This is a genomic window from Vibrio sp. OPT41, from assembly GCF_015163595.1.
Taxonomy (GTDB): domain Bacteria; phylum Pseudomonadota; class Gammaproteobacteria; order Enterobacterales; family Vibrionaceae; genus Vibrio; species Vibrio alginolyticus.
This window is the reverse complement of the sequence record NZ_JADDYH010000054.1, coordinates 220922-244686: the sequence shown is the minus strand read 5'-3', so window position 1 is coordinate 244686 and position 23765 is coordinate 220922. Positions and strand designations below refer to the sequence as shown.

Below are 23765 nucleotides of genomic sequence, written 5' to 3'. Positions count from 1 at the left end.
TAAGTCTTGGTAGTCACGAACTAGTAACGCCACATTCAGCTCTGACGAGTCTGGTACCACTACATCACCAGTCCAAACACTTGGGTCCGCGGTTGCCATTAATGAGGTGATCGTCGTGCCACCTAACTCCGCTGCGGCGGATTGCAGATCTTTATCGAATTCCAGCGTCACCGTCACGCTTTGGCCGATGGCTTGGTGCTCAGGCGTAAACGTCACGTTAGTCAGCGTTGGCAGAGACTGCGCCAGTGTAAAGCTCTGGCTTTCACTCACTTCAATGCCGGCTGAGTTCGTCCCTGTCACAATCACGGTATAAGTGCCGTTGGTTTGGTGACTCATATCAATCGCGTCACTGGTCCAATTGCCACCGGCTTGTACCGTCGCACTGCTGCTTTTCAATACCGTCGCGCTGCCTTGGGCTTTTACTTCAAGACGCAGGGACTGACCGTCAAAACGTGTCGACGTGCCTTCGAATTGTAGCGTGGCGGCATGCGTTTCATCCACATTGCCCACTGGCGTGATGGCTAAGGTTGGCGTGATCGGTAATTCGTGAGCGGTGTTATCCTCACCTATGTTGCCAGTCAAATCTTTAAATTGACTAACAACCAAGTCGACACTTAACAGCGCGGTGCTCGGAACTTGTACATCACCAACCCAGACCTTTTTATCTGCCGTTGCTGACAGAGAACTAATGCGATTGCCGCCAAGCGTAGCGGTCGCCTCTTGGAGCTCTTTATCAAACTCAAGCGATACATTCACGCTTTGACCCACACTCTGATGCTCGGGGTTAAATGTCACATTGGTTAGTTTTGGTAAGATTCCTTCAACCGCGATACTTAAGCTGCTTCCTTTTCCAGGAATTGTGTTGGTACTTTGATAGCTATTGTCTTCTACCTGAATAGTGATATTTTTATCTTGTTTTTCTGGGCTGACATAGTTAACCGTCCACGTAATATTGTCTGAAGTCGACCAAGTATCTTGTTTTAACGTTCCTGTTGCACCGCTATCACTAGCGACAAGATGGACATCTGAGATATCAAAGTTCGTAACTTCTTCTGTAAAGTTAAACGCAAGCGTAATCTCTTCGCCTCCAAAAAGAGGGGCGCTTGAGGCGGTAGAGATACTTAGCCCGGGAACGGTTGCCGCTTCCACATGCGCGTCAATAGAACTTTCACTCTTGTTATCCACCTTGTCTGTTGCTGCCACCGTGATCGTATGATCGCCTTTCGGTAACAAATAGCTTATGACATAAGGCCCCGCTTCGGTTGTCGGCTCAGTAATCGCTTGAGGAGCCACAGTGCTGCCACCACTCACCGCTTTTGACGTGACGAGATTTAAATTTTTATCTGTAATGTATGCACTAATTTCTAGTTGATACTTATCGTTTGTCGGCACCTTAGAGGTTTGATTAGCACTTAAGCCGGAAATACTTGGAGCGTCATAATCAACAATAGACTCGATAACCTTTCCATCATAACTTTTTCCTAGTAATTCAAAGCTTGTATTCTCTCTTCCAACTGAGTCCGTCACTGTCACTTTAAGGGTATATGACCCTTGGTTATCGACGGCAAAGTTCATCATTCCATTGCCACTGGATGAAACAATATCACCAGAGTAACGTAAGGAATCACCGAGACTTGGAATAAGCTCCACAGAGTATTGTGAAGCTTTCACTCTTTCTCCTTCCACCGTAGATACCGTAAACGGCTGGCTCGCCTTGGTTAAAAACAGTTTCCCACCCTGCAAACTCGTAATTCCATCGAAATCAATCGTGACTTTAGGAACACTAATATCAATGACTTTTCTGATGTCTGAATATAGCCCAACACTATCTGTTGCTTTGATATCAACTGTGATTGAACCACGCCCCTCTAACTGAGATTTTGATAGTTCAAAGTACGTAGATGAACCGTTCCCATCCTCTACTCTTTCTTCTTGATAGCTTGGGTTTAAAACCGAATAGTTTACTTTTGCCAGGCTGCTACCAGTGTCCGTTATGTCGAAACGAAAACGAACATTATCTGGATTTGTTGGCGATTCAGTTACGATAATCTCATCGCCAACACTTGGAGATGTATTGTCAACTTTAATATCAACGGTCGCTTCACCGACTCTCGACCAAACATCCGTTGCTGTAATCGTTGTCCTGATCGTTTTTCCATCCGCATCGCTAGGAAGTTCACTTGTAAATGTTGAACACTTGTAGGTTGGATCATCTGCACACACCTCTAATTGTGCAAACTTCTCCGGATTATCTTTATAGTTGTAGGATTCCGTTCCAAACCTGGCCATCACATTGTCTAGTCTAGAGTTTTCATACAGCTTAATTCTGAACTTGGCGACAAGCTGCTGACCATTAATGGTTGTGTTTCCAACCGGATCAGTAATTTCAACGACTACCGAACCTTTAGGTAATTCAAGCAGTAGATCGTGCTCTGGCGTCAAGTTTCCTGCTAAATCAGATAAGTTCTTGATTTTGTATTCTTGAGTTGTACTCAGGCCATCAATAATATCGGCATAGGATTCAGAATACGTACACTTGATATTTCCAACACCTTTGGCACAAGTCGTTGGCGTATAAGCTTTGTTGCCAAGATTACGAACCAACTTTGGATATTCATCTGAACTTTCGGTATTCACGCCTGATAAAGCATCATTAAAAGAGAGCTCAAATGTGAGCATCTTCTTCTTCAAAGCTTCATCAAACCAAACATCACTTCCTTTAAAACTGTATGAGTTACCATCCACGACTGTCGGTGCATCAATATCCACCATCGAGAAATTGAACTTGTTGATCGTTTCACGCCCATTTGTACCCAAGGTTTTAGTAATCAAAGTAACAGGTGCTTTGGTCATGTTTTGCCCAACATTGACACTACAACTGTAAGGTTCTTGCGATACGTTGATAACACCAGAAGTTGGTTGCTCATTAGTTGGTGGCGCATCTAGAGAGTTGTATTCTTCACGAACCCAACACTCTAACGTTTTGGCTTTGACCGCACTCAATGTAGTAAAGGTGACATCAAGAACACCATCAGATAAGTAATTTTGGAAGTCCAGCGGGCTTTCAACTGTTAGAACCACGCCTTCACGCTGTACGCTAAAGGTTTGGTTTACTTTTCCAACCTTTCGGTCTTTTTCATCAAGGTAACGAACTTTGTTATAAACCTTGATATCAAGTTCATAATTACCATCTTTGGCAATTTGTGTAGAAAGCAACGTTGCAGTCCAAGTGCCATCTGCGGTTTCTGAGAACGTAAAGTTAGTCCCGTTTTGCTCTCCAGAGAATCTATAAGTTGAGTCAATTCGATCAACGCCACTATCATCAACAATATCAAGCGTAAGTACGATATTCCCATCTTGATAGATGGTGTTGTTTGTAATTGGCGTTCCATCCGTGTAACTCATCGCCAGCGTCACCTGCGGGATTGAGTTGTACACTTTGACGGTAAAATCTTGCTCATCACTGGTTAAGGTTGTGTTGCCACGAACATCAGACCCTTTTAAACGAACCTTGTGTGTACCCGTACCTAAATCACCAAGGCTCACTTTGAGATCCTCATTGATTTTTGTACCAGGAGAGCCAGGTAATGGCTCCAGATCGCTAAACGTCCAATACTCTAGGCTTTCTCGATTTACGCCATTAATTGAAACATCACCGTTTGCATTTAGGTCTAGCGCCGTTAGGTCAAAGACATAGTTACCTAAGTAGTAGTCATTCGCATTGAAACCACTTAAGCCTAATGTTGGCCCATCACGATCAAGAATAACCTTGTGCGTGTTAGAACTAGACTCAAAACCATAAATATCGGTTGCTTTTACATACAATGACGTTGTTTTTTCATCTTCAGAAATGTCTATTTTATCTGTGTCACTCTTGATAAGAGACATGACAAACTCTTTAGATGAATCCGTTGGCACAATTGTCTTAATTGGCGAATCTTTACCACTTTGATACAGCGAGACTTGCTCAAGGTCTGAATCGTCTATTACGGATTTAAATCGCACGTTGAACTCACGCCCTATGACATAGTTCTCTTTGGACAATGTGTCTTCAACCCAAGGTGTATTTAGGATGATTTCAGGGCCTTTGTTATCGACTTGGAATGTGAATTTCCCTGTTGTACTGACATTGGCAGGGTAAGCGTTGTCCGTCGCAGTGACGTAAAACTCATTCCATTCATCGTAATCAAATGCTTTTGAAACCAGTTGGACTTTGACGTCAGGCTGTTCACCAACTAGGTATGGTACGTCACACGCCTCTGTTAGAGGGTCACAGCTTTCTAATGTCAGAGCCTGACCAGATCCGCGGCGCAAATCTATTTTTACGTTATTGCCAGAGCTTAACGTCCCCCAATCAATGACAGGTGCCCATTGGTTATTACCACCTAAACGGCTTTGAACCTGCTCACTTTTTACAATAGGGGCCTCAGAGTCGATACGAATATTGAACCTCGGAGCGGTGCTAGTTAACTCTGAAACGGAGTTACCTAAGTTGTCCTCTGCTGCTGCAACAACTAACCAATCTCCATCACCAGGATAAATCGTAGAGCCTTGATTTGAACAAATCTCGCCCGTACATAGTTTGACTTTAAACGCGTCTTTCGAGTTACTTGCAAAGTTTTCTGGTGTGTATGTTACTTTTTCACCGGTTTGCTGGTAGAAAACAAGGCCCCTCGAGGCAAGCTTATCACCAACAATATCCTCAACGTTGAAGGTTAATTCATGAGTATTGTTCGCATTTAAATAAATACCGTTTTCTACAGGTTTACCATCGACATCATTGGGTGGAAGGTAACTGGCCTTAGGGAAGTCGTTATCAATAAACACCGATTCTATAAACGGAGATTTACCATTGTAACCATACGCATTGCCATGTGGGTCCATAGCACTGGTCTCCACGGCAAACTCTATAATATCTTTTAGTTCACTAGACTGGGAGTTAAGGGTGAAGAAGTACTCTTTTCGATAAGCATTGCTGCTGTCTGAGTTTTCTACGATGTTGATGTCCAGTGGTATTTCAATATTTGGCTCATTGGCTTGATACCACATCGTGCTAAACTTCGGGCCGTGAGCGTCGGTTCCTACAATACCAGAAGGATCGTCTAGGACAATTTTAGAAACAACCTCGCCAGCGATATAAAGCCTATTACCAACCATCGTCTCTCTACCGCTTTCAATGGTTAATTTTGGCTGCGGAGGCAAGGTATCGATACTGCTACCCTCTGTATCAAAAATGTTCTTACCATTTAAGTCAGGATTAGCCATCGAAATATCATCAGCATAGAGCTGCGCGATATTGGTCTCAATACCGTATTTGCTCGCCATGATTTCATAATAAGATTGCGCCAGATCTTTTCGGTAAGTTTCAGCGCCAAACGTGTAAGAATCGAGCGTAACTTGACTTCCTCCTGCCCCTACACCATTTGCTTTTCCATCGTAGCTAAAATCATCGTAACTAGCAGATGCAAAATCTAATGAGTTATTTCTTGGCATTCTCTCGGCAATACTATCAATTGCTTCAACAAGGAATCGGTGTAGATAGTCATTTGATGGCTTGTCTGGAATCGCTTTAGTCGTAAGCATTTCATTGGTTGCATAAGACACAACCGTTGGGTCAAACCCAAAGAATGAGTTGTTATTCGTACCTGATAACGCGTAGCGCACCTCATCAAGAATTTGAATCGCACGTTCTGAAGTTTTCTCTCCCGCTGTCACTTGATCCCACTGGAAATCAAACAAACCAGTCTGATATGTCGATAGTTCAGTAATATAGTAAGTTTGAGAACCTTTGAGCTTAAAATACACACCAATATTGGCCTTGTTTAAGTCAACCGTAACTTTCTTGGTCCCTGGATCTCTTTTCCATTGGTAATAGTATGGCTCACTGCCTTCGATACCAATTAAACGAACACGCATGAAATCATAATTCACTACGTCAGTTGTGGTTTCACAACTCGCTACGTCAAGAGCCATGGACTGGTCACTTTCCAGTTGCTGGATAGTGGTACAACTTGCAAGTGAAGTGAATTCACCACTTGGGCTCAACCCTTCAAGTTGAGCTCGCGCACCAATAAATGGTGTCACCACTTTTATGGTTGGTAGGTCAAAGCTACTTCTAAAATATACTTCTCTTGGAGTGCTTTCGTTATCAGACTCATCGATGGTTTGAATGACTAACTTTTGACTACTGTTTTCTGATACCGATTTAAAGCTGTCACCCAAAATATCTCTTACAAAAGGAATGTAATAAATGACATCCTCTACTCGCCCATTGCTATCTAACAGCGTTTCGTGCGGAATTTTTGCGATGTAATCGTCATCGGATGCGGTTGTGTCAATAACTTGCTGAAGTGAGTAGTTGTTATCGTTGTTTTGGCTTACGTAGTACTTGACGACGAGCTTAAGCTTATTAGCGTTGGAGCCTAAAACCGTATCGGTGTTTACGTCTGAAACTTTCACACGAACATAAGGGATTTTATTCTCTTTCAATAAATTAGCGTTGAAGTTACTAAAATCTATCCCTTTTAATGAGTTCTGAATCCCTAAACTTGCGTACGCATAGTCAATCTTCAGGAAATCGCGGCTTGCTTGAACATTGTCTGGGGTGTACGTATCTTGAGAGTAGATACCATCGTAAGTGGTTCGTTCACCATCTAAACCCACATTTACGTACGTCATTGACGTACCTTCAGGATAGGTTATCGTCTGTGCTGGCGCTTGATCGTCACGACTTACTGCATGCTGCGCAGCGCCCGTATTCCCTTTGCTATCCTTCGCTCGAACCTCAAAGACCGTCGTAGATAGGAATTCATCAGTTGGGTAAGCCTTACTAAACTCACAAGCATTTCCAGACTCTACAGTGACAGGAGAACATGTGACGCCCTCATGTAAGCCATCTTTAAATGAAATACTGACCGAACTAATCTCTTGCGAGCTTTCTTTTACAACCCCTTTCAGAACGTATTCTTTAAGTTGGTTATTAATTGCACTCGCCGATGTAATATCGATAACAGGCGCATCGTTATCCCATTCAAAGTTGATATGAAGACCCGAATGGCTGCCTGGAATTAACTCATTACCCAGTACATCCGCTGTATATAAGACTAACCGTGCTGCTTTTACGTTTGAGAGCCCTGTGGCAGGGTTCATATCTACACTATCGATCTCTTTGGTATTAATGTTAACTTTAACGTTGGTCTCTCGAAGGCCAACTTCAAAATCATCAAATTCAACCGAACAGAATGTGCTTCCAAAATCTTGTATGTCGTTACATTGAAATTCACCAGACCAAGAGCCATTAATCTGATACTGAATAAAGGCGGATACGTCTTCTACACCGATATCATCAACAATTTTTAGGTCAACTTTATCGGTGCCTGCAAGTACATCACGGTCAATGCGTGTCACGATAGGCGCTGTGGTATCGATCTCCGTCCCATCTCGCGGTGGAATGACACCATCTGTACTGCCATATGTACCTAAGTCATTAAGCTTCTTACTAAAGTCGACATAGTCGGCAGCATCAGTACCAGAAATATTGATACTTGGGTCGTTTACCACGATCAAAACGTGCTGAGATAAGTCACGTGTGTAAACGTCGCTGTTTATCTTTTTCTGTCCAAAGCTGAGGGGAGTCACTGCTCCTGAAGTCTGACTCACTTCAAGACCATCAAGAACACCATCTGCAATAACATCCCGATATTGGATGTCAGCGAAATGCATTGAAGTGTAGACGTTATCGCTGTTGCCGTATTTTTTTATAAGATCGTAAGAGTAAGACGAGTATGCAGTTAATAAAGCGCCGTATTGATGCCCAGCACTAGCAAAACTGCTTTGCCCACCTTTGGTTATATCAATAGGTTTGGTCTCATTTACGTCAAAACCATACATGCTATTGATACTATCCAAAGCGGTTGAAAAGGCACTCTCATCTGTGGCCCCCTGAGAAATTTTGTACTTTGCCAAGCCTGCTGCCAAGTTCGACAGCGGAGTAAGCATTAACTTTTGCTCACTCCCCTCTTTAAAGTTCACAACACCTTCAAATTTAAGTGTCTTCGCATTACTCACAGATACCGTTTCATTTGTAAACGGATCGGTATAACTCCCCTCTTTTGCAACAACAAAAAGAGGCATTGACGACGATTCAAACTCTAGCAGATAGTTTCCGAAGGCATCAGACGTCGTGTTAGCCAACTTCCGACCTAAGTTTCCATTTTTGAACTCGAAAACCTCAATCTTGGCGCCATTGACTGGGGCGTCAAACACCATACCGGAAATGCTTCCTTTGCTTCTAGCTGGAGGTGTGTTGTCTCCTCCATCACCACCACCACATGCACTCAATAAAAGAGATGTAAGAGTAAGACCTAATGTTAATTTCAGCGTATTTTTAGCGAACATAGTAATTTGGCAAAATATATTTTCCCGAGATTATATTATTGAAAAATATTTTCTCAACGTGACATTAACACCAACAAAATAGGCATAAACACCAAGCCAACCGTCACTTTGACTGAATTATTAAAATTATTTTTACATCCTATAATTATTAACTTAGTTAAAACAGAGGAATTACTCATGCTTTAATGCTAGTTTTTATTTAAAATATTATACTCTACGCACAACTGTCAGTATTGATAAACCAACAAAACTAATGACTATTTTAATAATAAAAAGGGGTGTGCAAGCTCCTACCGTAGCCCTTATCACTACTGCGTTAATCATATTGATTAGCGTATCGCTTTCTCACTACTTCCTCACTCCTGTGGATAGGCTACCTACCATCAAGCCTTTAGAATTCGAAAGTGAGAATGTGCAGCCATCAATTAAAAAGAAGACTCGTAAGCAAAAAATCACTATCGGTGTTGTTGAATACTCTTTTGTCGCTTCATTATTAAAATCAGGAGTGAGTCAAAAAGAGATCAACTTGCTATTAGCACTTATCAAAAGCAAGTTTAATATTATTGACTCTATTAAAAGAGGTGATAACTTTATCTTAAGAACTAAATTAAATAGTAAAAATGAAACTTACATTAGTTCTTTTTACTATTTAGGCAGTAAAACTGATTTATTTATTATCAATGATGGTCACGGTAACGTATTTGATGAGCATGGTGTGTCGATAAATAATCAGTTCATGTTTTCTTCACCCTTTGATAAAAACTACAGAGTGAGCTCTGACTATGACTTAAAGCGAACACATCCAGTGACCAATATAACGACTCCGCACTTAGGCACTGATTATGCCACACCTGTAGGTACACCGATTCGTAGTATTGCTGATGGCGTCGTTTTAAAGTCCCGCTACAACCGTTTTGCCGGCAACTACATTAATATCCGCCACACAAATGGCTCTGTATCACGCTACCTACACTTATCTCAGCGCAACGTCCATGTTGGTGAGAAGATCAGCCGAGGACAAGTGATAGGGAAAACGGGTAACACAGGAAGAACAACAGGGCCGCATTTACATCTTGAACTGCACATCAATGGTGTTCCGGTTGATTACGAGCGATACATTCAAAGGCACCCAAACACTGACGTAAATATAGAAATGCTGATTGCAGCGAGAAAAGAAAAAGCGGAATTAACAGCGGAATGGCAACGGTATAAGTAGTCAAACAGGTAACAACAGCCACTTCGATTCGCTCTTTCTTCATTTATCTGAAGCGAGTCCTCGTAACCCTCTGAGCGCTTCGTAGTCTGTCGCCACTAACCAATTTCATGATCAAAAAGAGCCGCTACATGCGGCTCTTAATGATTATAATTTCCCGATATTCCATCGGTTTCCCCTTTACCAAACACGTTGTCCTCTTGTTCTTGAACGCAAGTGGTGCGCACCTCTATCATGTTCACATAAAAAATCAATAAAAGAATAAAATGAATACTCATTGTATTGGTTAGATATTTAATACAAAGAGGCCCAACAATGGCCTCTTTCTGATTTTTTAAATAGTGACATTGTCACGATTATGAGTAGTTTCTATCATATTCAGCGCTTGCCTTTCTCAGCCCTTCTAAATCGTCTGAACATAAAAATCTCTTCAGGCTGTCGATTTTCTTATCAGGCCAATCATATATCCTAAGAGCAAGCAGTTCGTCTATCGTCTCTCGAGAAAAGCGATATTTGACATGCTTAGCTGGTGAACCCGCAACCATACTGTAAGGCTCAACATCTTTCGTCACCACACTGTTTGCCGCAACGATTGCTCCTTCTCCGATAGTCACACCCGGCATTATCATGGATCGCATACCGAGCCAGGCGCCATCGCCGATATGAGTATCTCCTTTCCCGACGTACGCTTCTTCAATAAAGTCCATAAATGGGTACAAGGAGAACCAATCAGCTCTATGTGTACTGTTTCCCCCCATAACAATGACAACTTCCGCTGCAATACAGACAAAGTCACCTATATGTAACTTATCAATCTTCCATTTTGGTTCCCAATCGCGGCTGAACTCATCGCCTTGTAGATATCTTACAACAGACTCTTCAAAACCGGCGTCCCAACAATCACTGTAATAACTATGTTTACCTTTAATCGTTATATTTGGGTTCGTAATAACTTCATGTAGCAAAGTCACCTTAGACCAATGCTTAGTTTTCATGAATACTCCTATAAATACTATCGAATAAAACACTGCAGATAGTATGTATCTAAATAAGCTCTAATAATTACATAGTTCCTAATACTACTAAAATTCACTTCACCACCGAGCTAATAATATGGTAAGCAGCCTCTACTCTTTCGGCATTAGGGTAGTTTTTATTCGCTAGAATCACTATGCCTATTTTTTCAGAGGGTACATACGCGACATATGCCCCAAAGCCACCTGTTGAGCCCGTTTTGTTATACCAAATGTCTCGACCGAGAGTACCGGATTCACTTGCTTGAACCGGTTTAGCGTTGAGAATTACGTCGCTGGAGTTACCTTTCAATAATTGTGAAAGTGAGACGGGATAATCATAACCTTCCCACCCTACTGCTTGCGTAAATGTATCGGTATTAAAATACTTAATGTGAGTTTGCTCTAGCGCATTCTCCATATCATTATTCAGTTGCGCTTGCCCCATATTTGCTTCGATATATTGAAGCATATCTGAGCTCGTTGATTTAATACCATAGGCTTGCGCATCAAGAATACCTGGATTAACTCTAACGGGGTTTCCCTCAGAACTATAACCAAAAGCATAGTTATTAAGCTTATCCTTTGGTACATCGACAAAGGTATTGGTCATACCGAGCTCAGGCAGGATGACGGTTTCCATCATTTCCGTATAGTCTGACTTGATACTCAAGGCACCGATGTAGCCAAATAGACCAATACTAGGGTTTGAGTACTTCCTCTTAGTACCGGCTTCGTACTCCGGTTTCCACGTTTTGTAGTACTGCATCATTTCAGCGTCGTTCGTTACTTCGCTAGGAAATTGCAATGGTAGACCACCCGCAGTGTAGGTGGCGACATGAACTAGCTTGGTATTACCCAGAGCACTATTCTCTAATTCTGGAATATAATCTTTGACCTTGTCATCCATGTCTAGCTTACCTTTTTCTTGGGCATACCCAGTCAAAGTAGCGGCAAAAGTTTTACTGATAGAACCGAGTTCAAAAATTGTGTCGTTGGTGACTAAACTCCCCTTACTTTCGTCAGCAAAACCGTAATTGTAAAAATAACGCTTGCCATCAATCGTTACTGCAACAGCCAACCCCGGAATGTCGTATTCGTTTATTAATCCTTTAGCGCAATCATCAACTACGCTCTTTAATTGACTGCTAACCGTTAACTCCGTTTTCGCAAACGTGACGAAAGAAGTGAGCGATAAAATGGCCAGCAAGGCATTGTTTAACTTCATTGAACCCTCAATTTTTTAATTTTAACTTATAATTAATTTCTAGTTTATTCCAAGGCTTTTAACTTTTTATATAAAAGTAATCCTGACTTGAAGAACTCCAATCGTTAACCCTCGATGAATAACACTGTGTCTTCAAATTTTTAGTGCGATATAAACAGGTCTAAACCTGATCACCGTTGATAGGTAGGCCGGTTAGATACGAATGTAAGTAACATCCGTTTCCAAAATGGGGAAATAGTGTACTCATTACGCTTTCTCCATATCACGATAACGGTATACTAGGTAGATATACTTGGTATATACAGATCCACATCCTCACAACGCTTTAGAACCACTTTTCAACGTCTACAGAGAAAACGATGCCATTTTCACTACACTTCGAAACTGGAAAAGTCACCAGCCAACAGCTTTATTCCGAGATATACCAAGGGATATTAGAAGGCAGATTACGATCAAATGAGAGATTACCGTCAACCCGCATGCTGTCGAAAAAGTTAGGCATAGCAAGAAACACTGTCATTTCGGTGTATGAGCGACTTCAGTTCGAGGGGTGGATAGTAAAAAAGGCAGGGTCTGGCACGTACGTAAGTAATGCTCTAGAACAAACGATGGATCAAGATAAGAGACCAATAAAACACTACCAACTAGGGGGGTTTGGCACTAACGCAGCGAAGAAGCCAGAGATCATCGCACCAAAGAATCTAGACTATGACTTCACTTTAGGCGTTCCTGATCATCAGAGAATAGCAAAGCATATTTGGCGACACTCAAGACTGAGTAGGCTCAATGCATTAACTCCAGAGTTTGCACATGGTGGTGATTTGCAAGGGTTAGCTTGTTTACGAGAGTCTATCTGCGAGTATGTGAGACACTCGAGAGGCGTAATCTGTGACCCTGAAGACATCATCATTACGCAAGGGTGCCAGCAGGCAATAATGACGACTCTCCTTACATTACTCTCTCCCGGGGATCTCGTGTCGACGGAAGATCCAGGATATCCTGTTTTTCGAAATCAAGCTCGATTACTTGGCGCGCAAATAGGCTCCGTGCCGATGGACGACCAAGGTGTTGTCGTTGAATCAATCCCTTCTAATACCAAAATTATTTATACAACGCCTAGTCATCAGTTCCCTTTAGGCTTTAGCTACTCAGTTGAAAGGAAGTTAGAACTGCTGAGATGGGCAGAAGTTAATAACGCAATCATTATCGAAGATGATTATGATGCGGAATATCACTACCTCAATACCAGTAAGCAAGCTCTCAAGTCACAAGATAAAAATGACTGCGTCATTATGGTAGGCAGTTTCTCTAAAATACTATTTCCCGGCATACGCATTGGCTATATGATTCCACCAAAGTCTTTAATGGAGCCAATTTCAAATATGTTGTGGCACTTGGGAAGAAGTACATCTGTAGTGTCTCAAATCCTACTTGACGAATTCATGCGTGACGGTCATTTCTCTCACCATTTACTCAATATGAATAAAATCTATAGCGAAAGGTACCATAAACTCACTCAATTAATTGACAACGTAGATTGCTTACAACGTATTCCAAGCCAAGGTGGATTGCATATAGCAGCTGAAGTATCGGGATGCGCGACACAAATGATGAATAAACTGGCTTCATCAAATGTAGCGGTTTATCCATCATCGCATTTTTCTATCAACAATCATTCTAATGCCCTCTTATTTGGGTTTGGCATTATCCCTATCCAAAAAATAGAAACAGCATTTGATATTATTCAATCAGTATTGGATTAAAGCAGATATAAAATTATCGTTTTGCTCGGTATCAATTTATCGTCTTGTTATCACCAGCAGAGTCAGGGGCAACTGCGAACTTGGAACGCTTTTCAACCAAATAAGAGTTCACTACGAATTGTGTCGCTCTAACCCGCTTGGTTTGGCTTCAGCCCCAAAACTATATTTCTTCGACTGTAGACGCACTAGGTTCAAGTAAAGCGACGTATCACGCTGACACTTTCAGCGCCACCAGCAACCCTATTGCGTAAATCATCTTCTTTTAAGTTCACATCGAGCATTCAATGAACCTTATTTTTCTAATATCGAACAGTAAGTTCTGCTTAACACTCTATCAAAACACTATCTTTCGCTAGATGTTAAAGAAGAAAAGACTTCAAGGTAATTAAGGATTTGTTATAGAGTATTGACCTACATAATAAAGATCACAATCACGACATTAATCTCCAGTAATTTACCATATCGCTTCATGATCGCTTAGGATACAAATTATCGAAAAATACCAAACCCTAGGTTAATACGCTGTTAACGGCTCAAAAAAATAACGAAGTTGTACCGCAATTATATCAACATCATTTTCATGTAAAAAATAACGAGCGCCTTGGATACCGATCTCCCAATTATCTGAGAGGTTGTAGCCAACTTCTGCACCAATATATCCATCAAAACCATCCACTTCCGTCGTTATCTTGCTGCCTTGATACGTACTTTCAATATCGGTATCCCAGAACAAGCCCCCCAAACTCAGTTTTGCGGACCATGAATTGTATTGCCAGAACTTATAACCGATGTCGAAGCCCATGCCCTTAACAAGGAGTGGGGCTATAGATGCGACATTGGCGTGATAGTCTTCTGGTGAAGTAGTAGCACTACGCAATGTAGCACTACCTTCACCCATATCAATATAACGAATAGTTCCAGACCATTGATCAGAAAAAGTATATCCCAACCCGACAGAGCGATAGAACCCGGTGTTGTCAGTAGAGATTACGTTATCACCTTTAACAGCATCACGCTCATCTGCATGGCTTGACCCCATTTGAACATCAACATACCAGCCCGCTTGACTACTAAAACTAAACACAGCAATTAGTGCTAGAGCACTGTTTCTTCCATAACGTTGCATGGCTCCTAACAAAATCAAAAGCATCAACACCATGCCACCCAATGATCCTGCTGAAGTATTTTCAACCTTTACATCTCTTACCAACTTAACGGTCACTATAACTTTCCCCGCGTCTTGCAGGCCTTGGCTATCCTGAATGATATATGTCAACACATCATTGCCTTCAAACCCTGAGGTAGGGGTATAGGTCACGCTCTGATCTGCATTCATGACCGCCTGCCCATACTGCGCTTGGACTGAAACCAACTTCAATGTGTCGTTATCCGGATCGGTATCGTTAGCAAGGACATAAACCGTGACAGGGGTACGATCATCGGTGGTAATATTATCGTCCACCGCATTCGGATTCTGACTGTTTACCACATTTACCGTCACCTTCGCCGATCCCGTTCCACCATTACCATCCGTTACGCTATAAGTGATCAAAGCCTCCCCGTAGTACTGTGGTTGAGTGACATAACTTAGTTTGTTATCAACCACGCTAACACTACCAATATCTACAGAAGCGCGACTTACCTTCAGCCCATCACCATCAGCATCAGCATCATTGCTCAATACATCGATCGTCACCGTACCATTGAGACTAACAAACGCATTGTCGTCAATCGCTTGAGGGAGTGTATTATTGCTTACACGAGCGGCAACGACGCCAGGGTCAACGACACTGCCATTAGCCAATCCGTCATCATCGTTCGGACCACCGTCTTCAATGGTAAGTTGTACACACCAGTCACCTTCAGTCAGACCCTGTGACCATGAACTGTGCCCTGGTGGCGGACAATAACCAGCCTCGCCAGCACTAGAAGAAACCGTGTTTTGAGCATCCTCAATAAAGTCTATCCACCCCTGTTCAGCGTTATACTTTCGGTACACTGCATTTGCTGGAACAGGTAAACGCTGAGGCAAAACTAATTGATAGCTTTGGCCGGGCAGCGGCAAATTAGTTACTACAAAATCAAAGATTCCCCCTATGCTCTTCATGTTGATATCTTTAGGAAGCTCCTCATCCAGCAATAAAGCTCCTCCTGTTGCGTTAGTCAGAATGGTTATTCCTTTGCGTAAACAGACACCTGGCTGCCCCTCAATGAGGAAGCGATCTTTTTCTGACACAACCTGTTGAATTACGTTACAGTCAGAAATTGCATCAAGATAATCAGGGATACCATCACCATCACTATCATTATGACCTTCTTGATCATCCGGGATTAAGTCGCCATCACTGTCTTCACTCCCGAGCTCCGCCAATGTTTGTACCACTTCTAAATAGACATTCCGTGTCACTGATAATGGTGGAGTGCCATTGTCAGTAACTGTCAATTGCAAATTGTAAATCGCTGAACTCAGTAATTGCGGAGAGAAAGTCAATGTTTCGCTGTACATCTGCCCCGCAATCGCTTGGTTAAGTACATCGCTATCACTACTCCATCTGAAACTGTGTATATCGGACATATTGGCATCACTAACACTGCTCGTGATTGTGACCGGTTCAACACCATTTTCAATTTGGCTCCGCTGCTCCCCCGCCTGAGATACACTTACCGTGACCTTCGGAGCCACATTCTCTTCAAAGATTGTCAAGGTGTAACGACGCTTACTACCTAGATTAAGGGTGCTGTCCAGATCAATCACTAAGGTTTCAACGCCCTCATTTTGTCCATCATTAAGTAGTTCGAACGAAAGTTTGCCTTCGGTACCACTAGGTATCACCACTTCACCAGAGGTGAGCGTGTGGTCATCACTGTCCGTGCTTCCTGAAACCGTATAAGGTATGATTACTGGGTAGCTCGGCGAAGGACCGTTAAGGTGTATCGATACGCTATGATTGGTGCCTTCCGTGGTTTGCGCATCTTTGGAGATACTTATCAGTGGATACACTGTTACCGTTTGACTAGCTTCAGCGACGTTTCCATCAGAGTCTTGAGTGCGCCAATAGACCGTATTAGTTCCAGGTCGGAAAAAAGTCGTGCTGTCGACCAATGAAACAGGTAATAGCTTGCCTGTACTATCTCGTGCCACAGCAGAGCCTAATGCAACTTTAGTAAAGAGCGAAGTTGCGTTCACTTCGATATCTGAAGGTGCGGCTATTGTTGGTGCGTCCAATTTCGCACTTTTAATTGTCACGATTGCTTTCGCGGTGGCCTTTCCACCGTTACCATCTTTCACACTGTATTGCACTGCCACTGTACCAATTGAGGTCGTTACCAATTGGATTTGACTGCCCACAATCGTTGCCGTTCCAGATGTAGGTTTAACCCATTCCAGTTGTAATGTATCTAGATCAACATCGCTGTCGTTGCTGAGTACATCCAATAAGTAGCTACCATCGTTACTCTCGGTAAAGACATAGGTATCATTAACCGCCACTGGCTCATCATTAACGTTGATTACCGTGATGCTAAACGCTGCTAAAGATGTGCTTAGCTCACCGTCTGAGACACTAATAACAATATTATTGGTGCTGCCAACATGCTCATTTTCCGGCGTACCACTTAGCAACCCAGTTGCTCTATCAAAGGTTGCCCATGATGGTTTATTGCGGATTGAAAAGCTCAAGCTACTACTATCAACATCCGATGCCTGCAGCGCAAAGCGGTACGTACTGCCTTCGTTGACGGTAAGAGCAGGAGTGCCACTGATCACTGGCGCGTCATTGACATTGTTAACCACAATACTGAATCTATTGAGCATTGTGGTCGTGAGACCATCAGAAACCGAGATAACAATGCCCTGATATTTGCCAACATCACCATTATCTGGTGTACCACTAAGCGTGCCTGTTGATGCATCAAAGCTAGCCCAAGATGGCTTGTTCACGATACTGAAGGTGAAGGCTTGGCTGTCAACATCTGACACTTGTGGCGTGAACAGATAGGTGCTGTCTTCATTCACTTGTGTTGCTGGTGAACCAGAGATAACGGGTGCATCGTTAACGTTATTCACAGTAATCGAAAAAGCTGACAATGAGGAAGAAATAGTGCCATCGGATACGCTAATCACGATACCTGGATAAGTCCCCACATAACGGTTACTTGGCGTGCCAGAAAGCGCTCCTGTTGTCTTGTCAAATGTAGCCCAAGGTGGCTTGTTAGCTATCAAGTAGGTCAGAGTATCCGCTGGGTCATTGTCCAATGCCGCGGGCACAAACTGATACACACTATCTTCATCAACTTGCGCCGATGGGGTACCCGTAATCACTGGCGCGTCATTAACGTTATTCACCGTGATGGTCACTAACGCCACTCCAGAGGTAAGTTCTCCGTCACTTACGCTGTAAGTGAAACTGTCCTGACCAAAGAAGTTACTGTTACCCGTATAAACCGCGTGATTGCCTGTGACGGTAACATTACCGTTGACTGGCGATTTTACAATTTGATAGCTCAAAGATGAGCCTTCTGCATCGTTACCATTTAAAGTAATGGTCAGCGGTATTTCTTCCTCTCCCGTAGCACTGATATCGGTCGCGGTTGGTGTATCGTTGACTGCATTAACCGTCAAATCGACACGAACCTCTGTCGAGTCGAGATCACCGTCGTTGACCTTGAACAAGAAGAAGTCGGAGCCATTGAAGTCCGCTTCTGGTGTATAGCGCCAACTATTATTGGTCAACTGCTCTAGCACGCCATGACTGACTTGCTCAGTGATAAGATACTGCAGAGTGTCATCATCGTTATCAATATCTGAACCAACCAGCGTGATCACCAAACTATTGTCTTCATCAAGCGTTTGTGACTGTGCTTGCGCCATTGGTGCGTCGTTGACTGGTGTTACTGTCATGGTCACTGTTGCGGCGTTAGATACAGCACCTGCTAAGTCTGCCACCGTATAGGTGAAGCTATCTTCACCGAAGTAGTTCTCATTGGGGTTGTAAACAATCGCTCCTGACGCCGTCACGTTCACACTGCCATGTGCTGGCGTATCGACGACTGTGACACTAGTGAGTTCAAAACTGTCTCCAACATCGGCATCACTATCATTGCCTAATACATTGACCTCGAAGGAGCCTCCCTCTAGTAGTTGTGCACTGTTATCAACAGCAACGGGGGCATCATTCACTGGCGTAATATTGAGCGTGACGGTTGCAGGCACTGAGACTGCTTGACCACTATCGGTTAGCATGTAGGTAAAGCTATGTTGACCATTAACGTTCGCTGTTGGCACAATCTTTAAGGTCCCATCGACATTGACACTGACCGTGGCAAAACTGTATACCCCCTCTCCTTGACCAAGATCTTGCAGGGTAATACTACTCGGGGTGAATGACCCATCTTCAATATCACTGTCGTTACTTAAAATATCGAGTGTCGATGTGATATCTTCATCAAAAGTAAAACTGTCTTCCTCCGCTACTGGTGAGTCATTGACGGAACCGATATTGACGCTGACCGTGGCCGCAAGAGAAACGCCGCCTTCACTGTCTGCGATCGTGTAAGTAAAGCTATCGCTACCATTTTCATTCGGATTCGGCGTATATACAAAAGTGCCTACAGTTTGATCAATGGCTACTTGTCCTTTTTGAGGCAAACTAACTAACGATAAATCACCCGTTGGGATGCCATCTTCAACATCCTCCGCTTGACTACGCGCGCTGACTGCTGCGCTTGCGGTATCTTCGTCGGTGTTGATGGTCAGCGCTTTAGCGACTGGCGCATCATTTATAGCCATGATAGTGACGGTCACTGTCGCCTCTTGCGACTCCTGCAGCAGGGCATCTTTCACGGTATAGGTAAAGCTATCTGTGCCTGTCTCATTATTATTTGGCGTATAGGTAACAACGCCGTTGCTGATCGACACCTGACCTTTAATTGGTTGCGTTTTAATCGTTGTAGAAGAAGCGACCATGTCATCATTAACATCGGAATCGTTGGCTAACAGATTAAATTGTTTCGCCGTATCTTCCTCAGTCGAGAAGCTATCATCAACTACCGTTGGCGCGACATCGTAGCGTTTGGTCACAGTATCCGTCACTGCATCAGATGCGTTGCCTGCGACATCGGTTACCACCACGCTTACTGTCAACGTCCCCTCTTGCAAAACAGTGACGTCAATGCCCGTTACTTGCATGGTCTCCGAAGAAATTGTTTGACTAGCGCCGTCAATGGTCGTGGTACCGTCGGTCACGCTATAAGTGAACATCGCGTTCACTTCAGCTGCTGCGAAGGTAAAGCTCATCGCCTGTTCGTTGGTTTTGTTAATGCTCTCCTGATCAATACTGATGCTATGTCCAGTCGGGATCCCCGTATCCACTGAGATCAACAACTGAGTCGCTGCTGTATTGAGGTTGCCAGCTGCGTCGCTAAATTTCTCGGCTGCAACATCAATAGTTGCATCCTCAGTGCTTTCTTCTGCAGGTGTAAAGGTAGCCGTGTAACTGGCGCTACTGCCCGCAAAGTTAGAAAGAGTTCCTCCAGCCACGGTCACATCGGCTTCGGAAAAATCAGTTGCGGCTTCACTCAAGGTAAACGTGAGTGTTGCCGTTTCACCCGCTTTCAACGCAGCGCTGGAGCTAGTGATACTAACGGTTGGAAGCACAGTATCGACGCTGATGGAAAATGGTGTAGCTGCACTATTGGTGTTACCAGAGGCATCGGTAAATGTGCCTGTGGCAACTTCAATAGTACCGCTCGTCGCACTCTCTTCCGTTGGTGTAAAGGTCGCAGTGTAGCTGCTACCACTGCCAGCAAAACCAGACAAAGTACCGCCACTAACCGTGATATCCGCCTCGGTAAAATCGCTCGACGCTTCACTTAAGGTAAAGGTAATGGTCGCCGTTTCGTCCGCTTTCAGCGCCAATTTATCACTGGAGATAGTCACACTCGGCACTAAACTATCAACGGTTATAGACAGTTGAGGCGCAGCAGTGTTGCTATTCCCGGCAGCATCGGTAAAGAAATCTGCCGCCACGTTAATCGTCGCTGTACTTGTACTGTCTCTATCCGGCGTAAAGGTGGCCGTGTAATTGCCACCGCTGCCCGCAAAGTTAGACAAACTGCCGCCAGTGACGGTGACATCTGACTCAGTAAAGTCACTTGAGGACTCACTTAAGGTGAACGTGATACTCGCCGTTTCGCCAGAGATCAAATCAAGGTCTGAGCTGCTCAAAGAAACAGTTGGCCTCACGTTATCTAACGTAATTGTTGTGCTATCTATACTGGAGGTGTTGCCCGCCGCATCGCTCTGGCTCGCCGCGACCGTCAGGGTGCCGTTGTTAAACGCACTTACATCAAACTCACTGCCAATAGTCGTCCAAGCCCCGGTATTGTCGGCCGTCACCGTACGACTGACTGAGTTGTTATTGTCCGTGATGGTCACGGTCACACTATTGCCAGCCTCCGCGCCGGAGCCAGCAATCAGCACATCACTGTCTTCTGCCGCATTGACGATACCGTCGATTGCAATCGGCGTGGAAATGGTAACAGCGGATGGCGCTGCGTTATCTAGGGTTACGCTCTGGGTGGCTACGGTGGAGATATTACCTGCTATATCAGCTTGGGTTGCAGACACAGTCAGGGTGCCATTGCTCAAGCCACTGATATCCAGCTCGCTGCCGCTCAACGTCCAGTTGCCTGAGTTGTCGGTCGTCACCGTACGACTGACAGAGCTGTTGTTATCCGTGATAGTCACGGTCACGCTGTTGCCTGCTTCCGCGCCGGAGCCAGCAATCAACACATCGTTATCTTCCACTGCATTAACAATACCATCGGTTTCAATCGGTGTAGTGATGGTCACAGCTGATGGTGCGGCGTTATCTAAGGTAATGCTCTGGGTGGTCACTCTGGAGGTATTACCCGCCGTATCCGATTGCGTCACAGCAACTATGAGTGTGCCGTTGTTCAGGCCACTGACATCAAGCTCAATGCCGCTCAACGTCCAGCTGCCTGAGTTGTCGGCCGTCACCGTACGGCTGACAGAGCTGTTATTGTCCGTGATAGTCACGGTCACGCTATTGCCTGCTTCCGCACTGAAGCCAGCGATCAGTACGTCGTTGTCTTCTGCCGCATTGACGACCCCATCAGTTTCAATCGGCGTATTGATGATTACAGCAGATGGGTCTGCATTGTCCAGAGTAATACTCTGGGTGGCTGCGGTAGAAGTATTACCTGCTATATCTGCTTGGGTTGCAGACACAGTCAGGGTGCCGTTGTTAAACGCACTTACATCAAGCTCACTGCCGCTCAACGTCCAGTTGCCTGAGTTATCGGCCGTCACCGTACGACTGACAGAACTGTTATTGTCCGTGATAGTCACGGTCACGCTGTTGCCTACTTCCGCGCCGGAGCCAGCAATCAGTACGTCGTTGTCTTCTGCCGCATTGACAATACCATCGGTTTCAATCGGCGTGGTGATGGTCACTGCTGATGGGGCTGCATTGTCTAGGGTAACACTCTGGCTAGCTGCGGTGGAGATATTACCTGCTATATCTGCTTGGGTTGCAGACACCGTCAGGGTGCCATTGTTCAGGCCACTGACATCCAGCTCGCTGCCGCTCAGCGTCCAGTTGCCTGAGTTGTCGGCCGTCACCGTACGACTGACAGAGCTGTTATTGTCTGTGATAGTCACGGTCACGCTGTTGCCTGCTTCCGCGCCGGAGCCAGCGATCAACACATCGTTGTCTTCTGCAGCGTTGACGATACTGTCAGCCTCAATCGGCGTGGTAATGCTCACTACGGATGGTGCTATTGTATCAATGGTGACACTTAACGCGTTGGATGCCGAGCTAACATTATCATCGCTATCAGACGCTTTAGCACTTATTGCATGTGTAATACCAGACGCCAACTCATTGGTTGTTATCTGCCAGTTTCCTCCAGTAGCAGTGCCTGTGCCAATAACCGTTGCACCTCCACCGACTTGATCACTGTATAAAGTAACGATCGATCCACTCTCAGAAGTCCCACTAAACGTTGGTGTAGTGTCACTGGTAATATTATCAGTATTTAATGACCCGGTATCCGAACTAGCATCTAAATCGGGTGTAGATGGCGCATTTGGCGTAGTATCGACTGTCGTAAAGTTAAATGTGGCATCATCGCTGATCCCAGCGAAGCTATTATTTGCGCTGTCAGCCACGGCACTGGATTCAATATGAATGGCGTAGGTCCGGTTCCCTGCCAGATCACTGGTTGGGTTTAAGTAAACTTTATTGTTGGTAACACTGATGCGACCAGCGCCTGGTGATGTTGTTTTGCCATCGCTTTCGGTGGCAACATTAAATACTTCAAAGTCGCGACTGTCGGTAACATTACGAATGGTAATATTGCCGCTCTTCAGCTCAATATTTTCATCGAAGGCAATCTCGATGTTGTTGCTAACAGAAACATTGGTTGCATCATCAGTGGGGGTTGAGCTCGCACTGACAAAAGTAGGCGCGGTAGAGTCTGAAACCGCAGCTTCATCAATCTTGATACTTCTGATAAGATAACGAGAGTCAGCACCCGGACTTCGGGTAAACGCCATAGTCACTGTATCAACGTCCTGCCATGCCGAATCATTAAAATCTGTACCACGGGTCAGGGTAAACAAGTCCTGTAACCCTGAGTTTGCTTCACCACCTTTTGGCAAGGTGACAGTTTCGGTCACTGTTTGAGTATCATTAGAGAAGCCAGTTAACACAAGTTGATACGTTTTATCTGAGTCTCGCGCCGACCCCTGCATAAAGGTAATTTCGTCGAAACTGAAGTTAGTACTTGATTTCTCAAAAAAGCGGAAGCCACGATTGTTGAACTCATTAATCATGGTATTTGAGTAAAGAACACCAGCTACAAATCCGAGGTCATTTAGGCCAGTAAACGGAGTGCTATCAGTGCTATTGCCGGCATCTAATACCATAGACACAGCACCTGCATTGGTAAGAGTGACCGAGGGCATACCCCCAGTGACGCCGGTCTCCACCTCACTAAAACTGGAACCTGAACCATTAGAGTAGTTAATCGTTTGCTGTGCAGCCCAGGCTTCACCGGAAAAAAACGCTGAGGACACCCATGCTGTTGTAATTGCGATCGCTACCTGACGACGTAATCTCATTTTC

At 44.2% G+C, this 23765-nt stretch carries 6 protein-coding genes; 2 read left to right on the top strand and 4 right to left on the bottom strand.

Translation table 11 applies throughout. The features are described from left to right. Positions 1 to 8397 (bottom strand): hypothetical protein (locus IQP38_RS19890; protein ID WP_228010129.1); only part of this gene is annotated, 8397 nt, incomplete at its 3' end. 253 nt (positions 8398 to 8650) lie between these two features. Here IQP38_RS19890 and IQP38_RS19885 point away from each other — a divergent pair. Beyond that, positions 8651 to 9613 (top strand): peptidoglycan DD-metalloendopeptidase family protein, encoded by a 963-nt coding sequence (locus IQP38_RS19885; RefSeq protein ID WP_193837934.1) that lies wholly within the window; start codon positions 8651 to 8653, stop codon positions 9611 to 9613. Between the two features lie 353 nt (positions 9614 to 9966). On the opposite strand, the gene IQP38_RS19880 is transcribed toward IQP38_RS19885, so the two are convergent. Together IQP38_RS19880 and ampC are read right to left on the bottom strand one after the other, a co-directional pair. Next, entirely contained in the window at positions 9967 to 10605 is a 639-nt protein-coding gene (locus IQP38_RS19880; protein ID WP_193837933.1) for a CatB-related O-acetyltransferase, read from the bottom strand. Positions 10606 to 10699: 94 nt separating this feature from the next. Further along, the gene (gene ampC, locus IQP38_RS19875) at positions 10700 to 11851 is read right to left on the bottom strand and encodes a class C beta-lactamase (protein ID WP_193837932.1); all 1152 of its coding nucleotides are present in this window, start codon (positions 11849 to 11851) and stop codon (positions 10700 to 10702) included. Between the two features lie 359 nt (positions 11852 to 12210). Here ampC and IQP38_RS19870 point away from each other — a divergent pair, with 359 nt between their 5' ends. Beyond that, positions 12211 to 13614 (top strand): PLP-dependent aminotransferase family protein, encoded by a 1404-nt coding sequence (locus tag IQP38_RS19870; RefSeq protein ID WP_193837931.1) that lies wholly within the window; start codon positions 12211 to 12213, stop codon positions 13612 to 13614. A gap of 514 nt (positions 13615 to 14128) precedes the next feature. Here IQP38_RS19870 and IQP38_RS19865 read toward each other — a convergent pair. Beyond that, positions 14129 to 23761, bottom strand: a complete 9633-nt coding sequence (locus tag IQP38_RS19865; protein WP_193837930.1) for an Ig-like domain-containing protein — start codon at positions 23759 to 23761, stop codon at positions 14129 to 14131. Between the last annotated feature and the right edge of the window lie 4 nt (positions 23762 to 23765).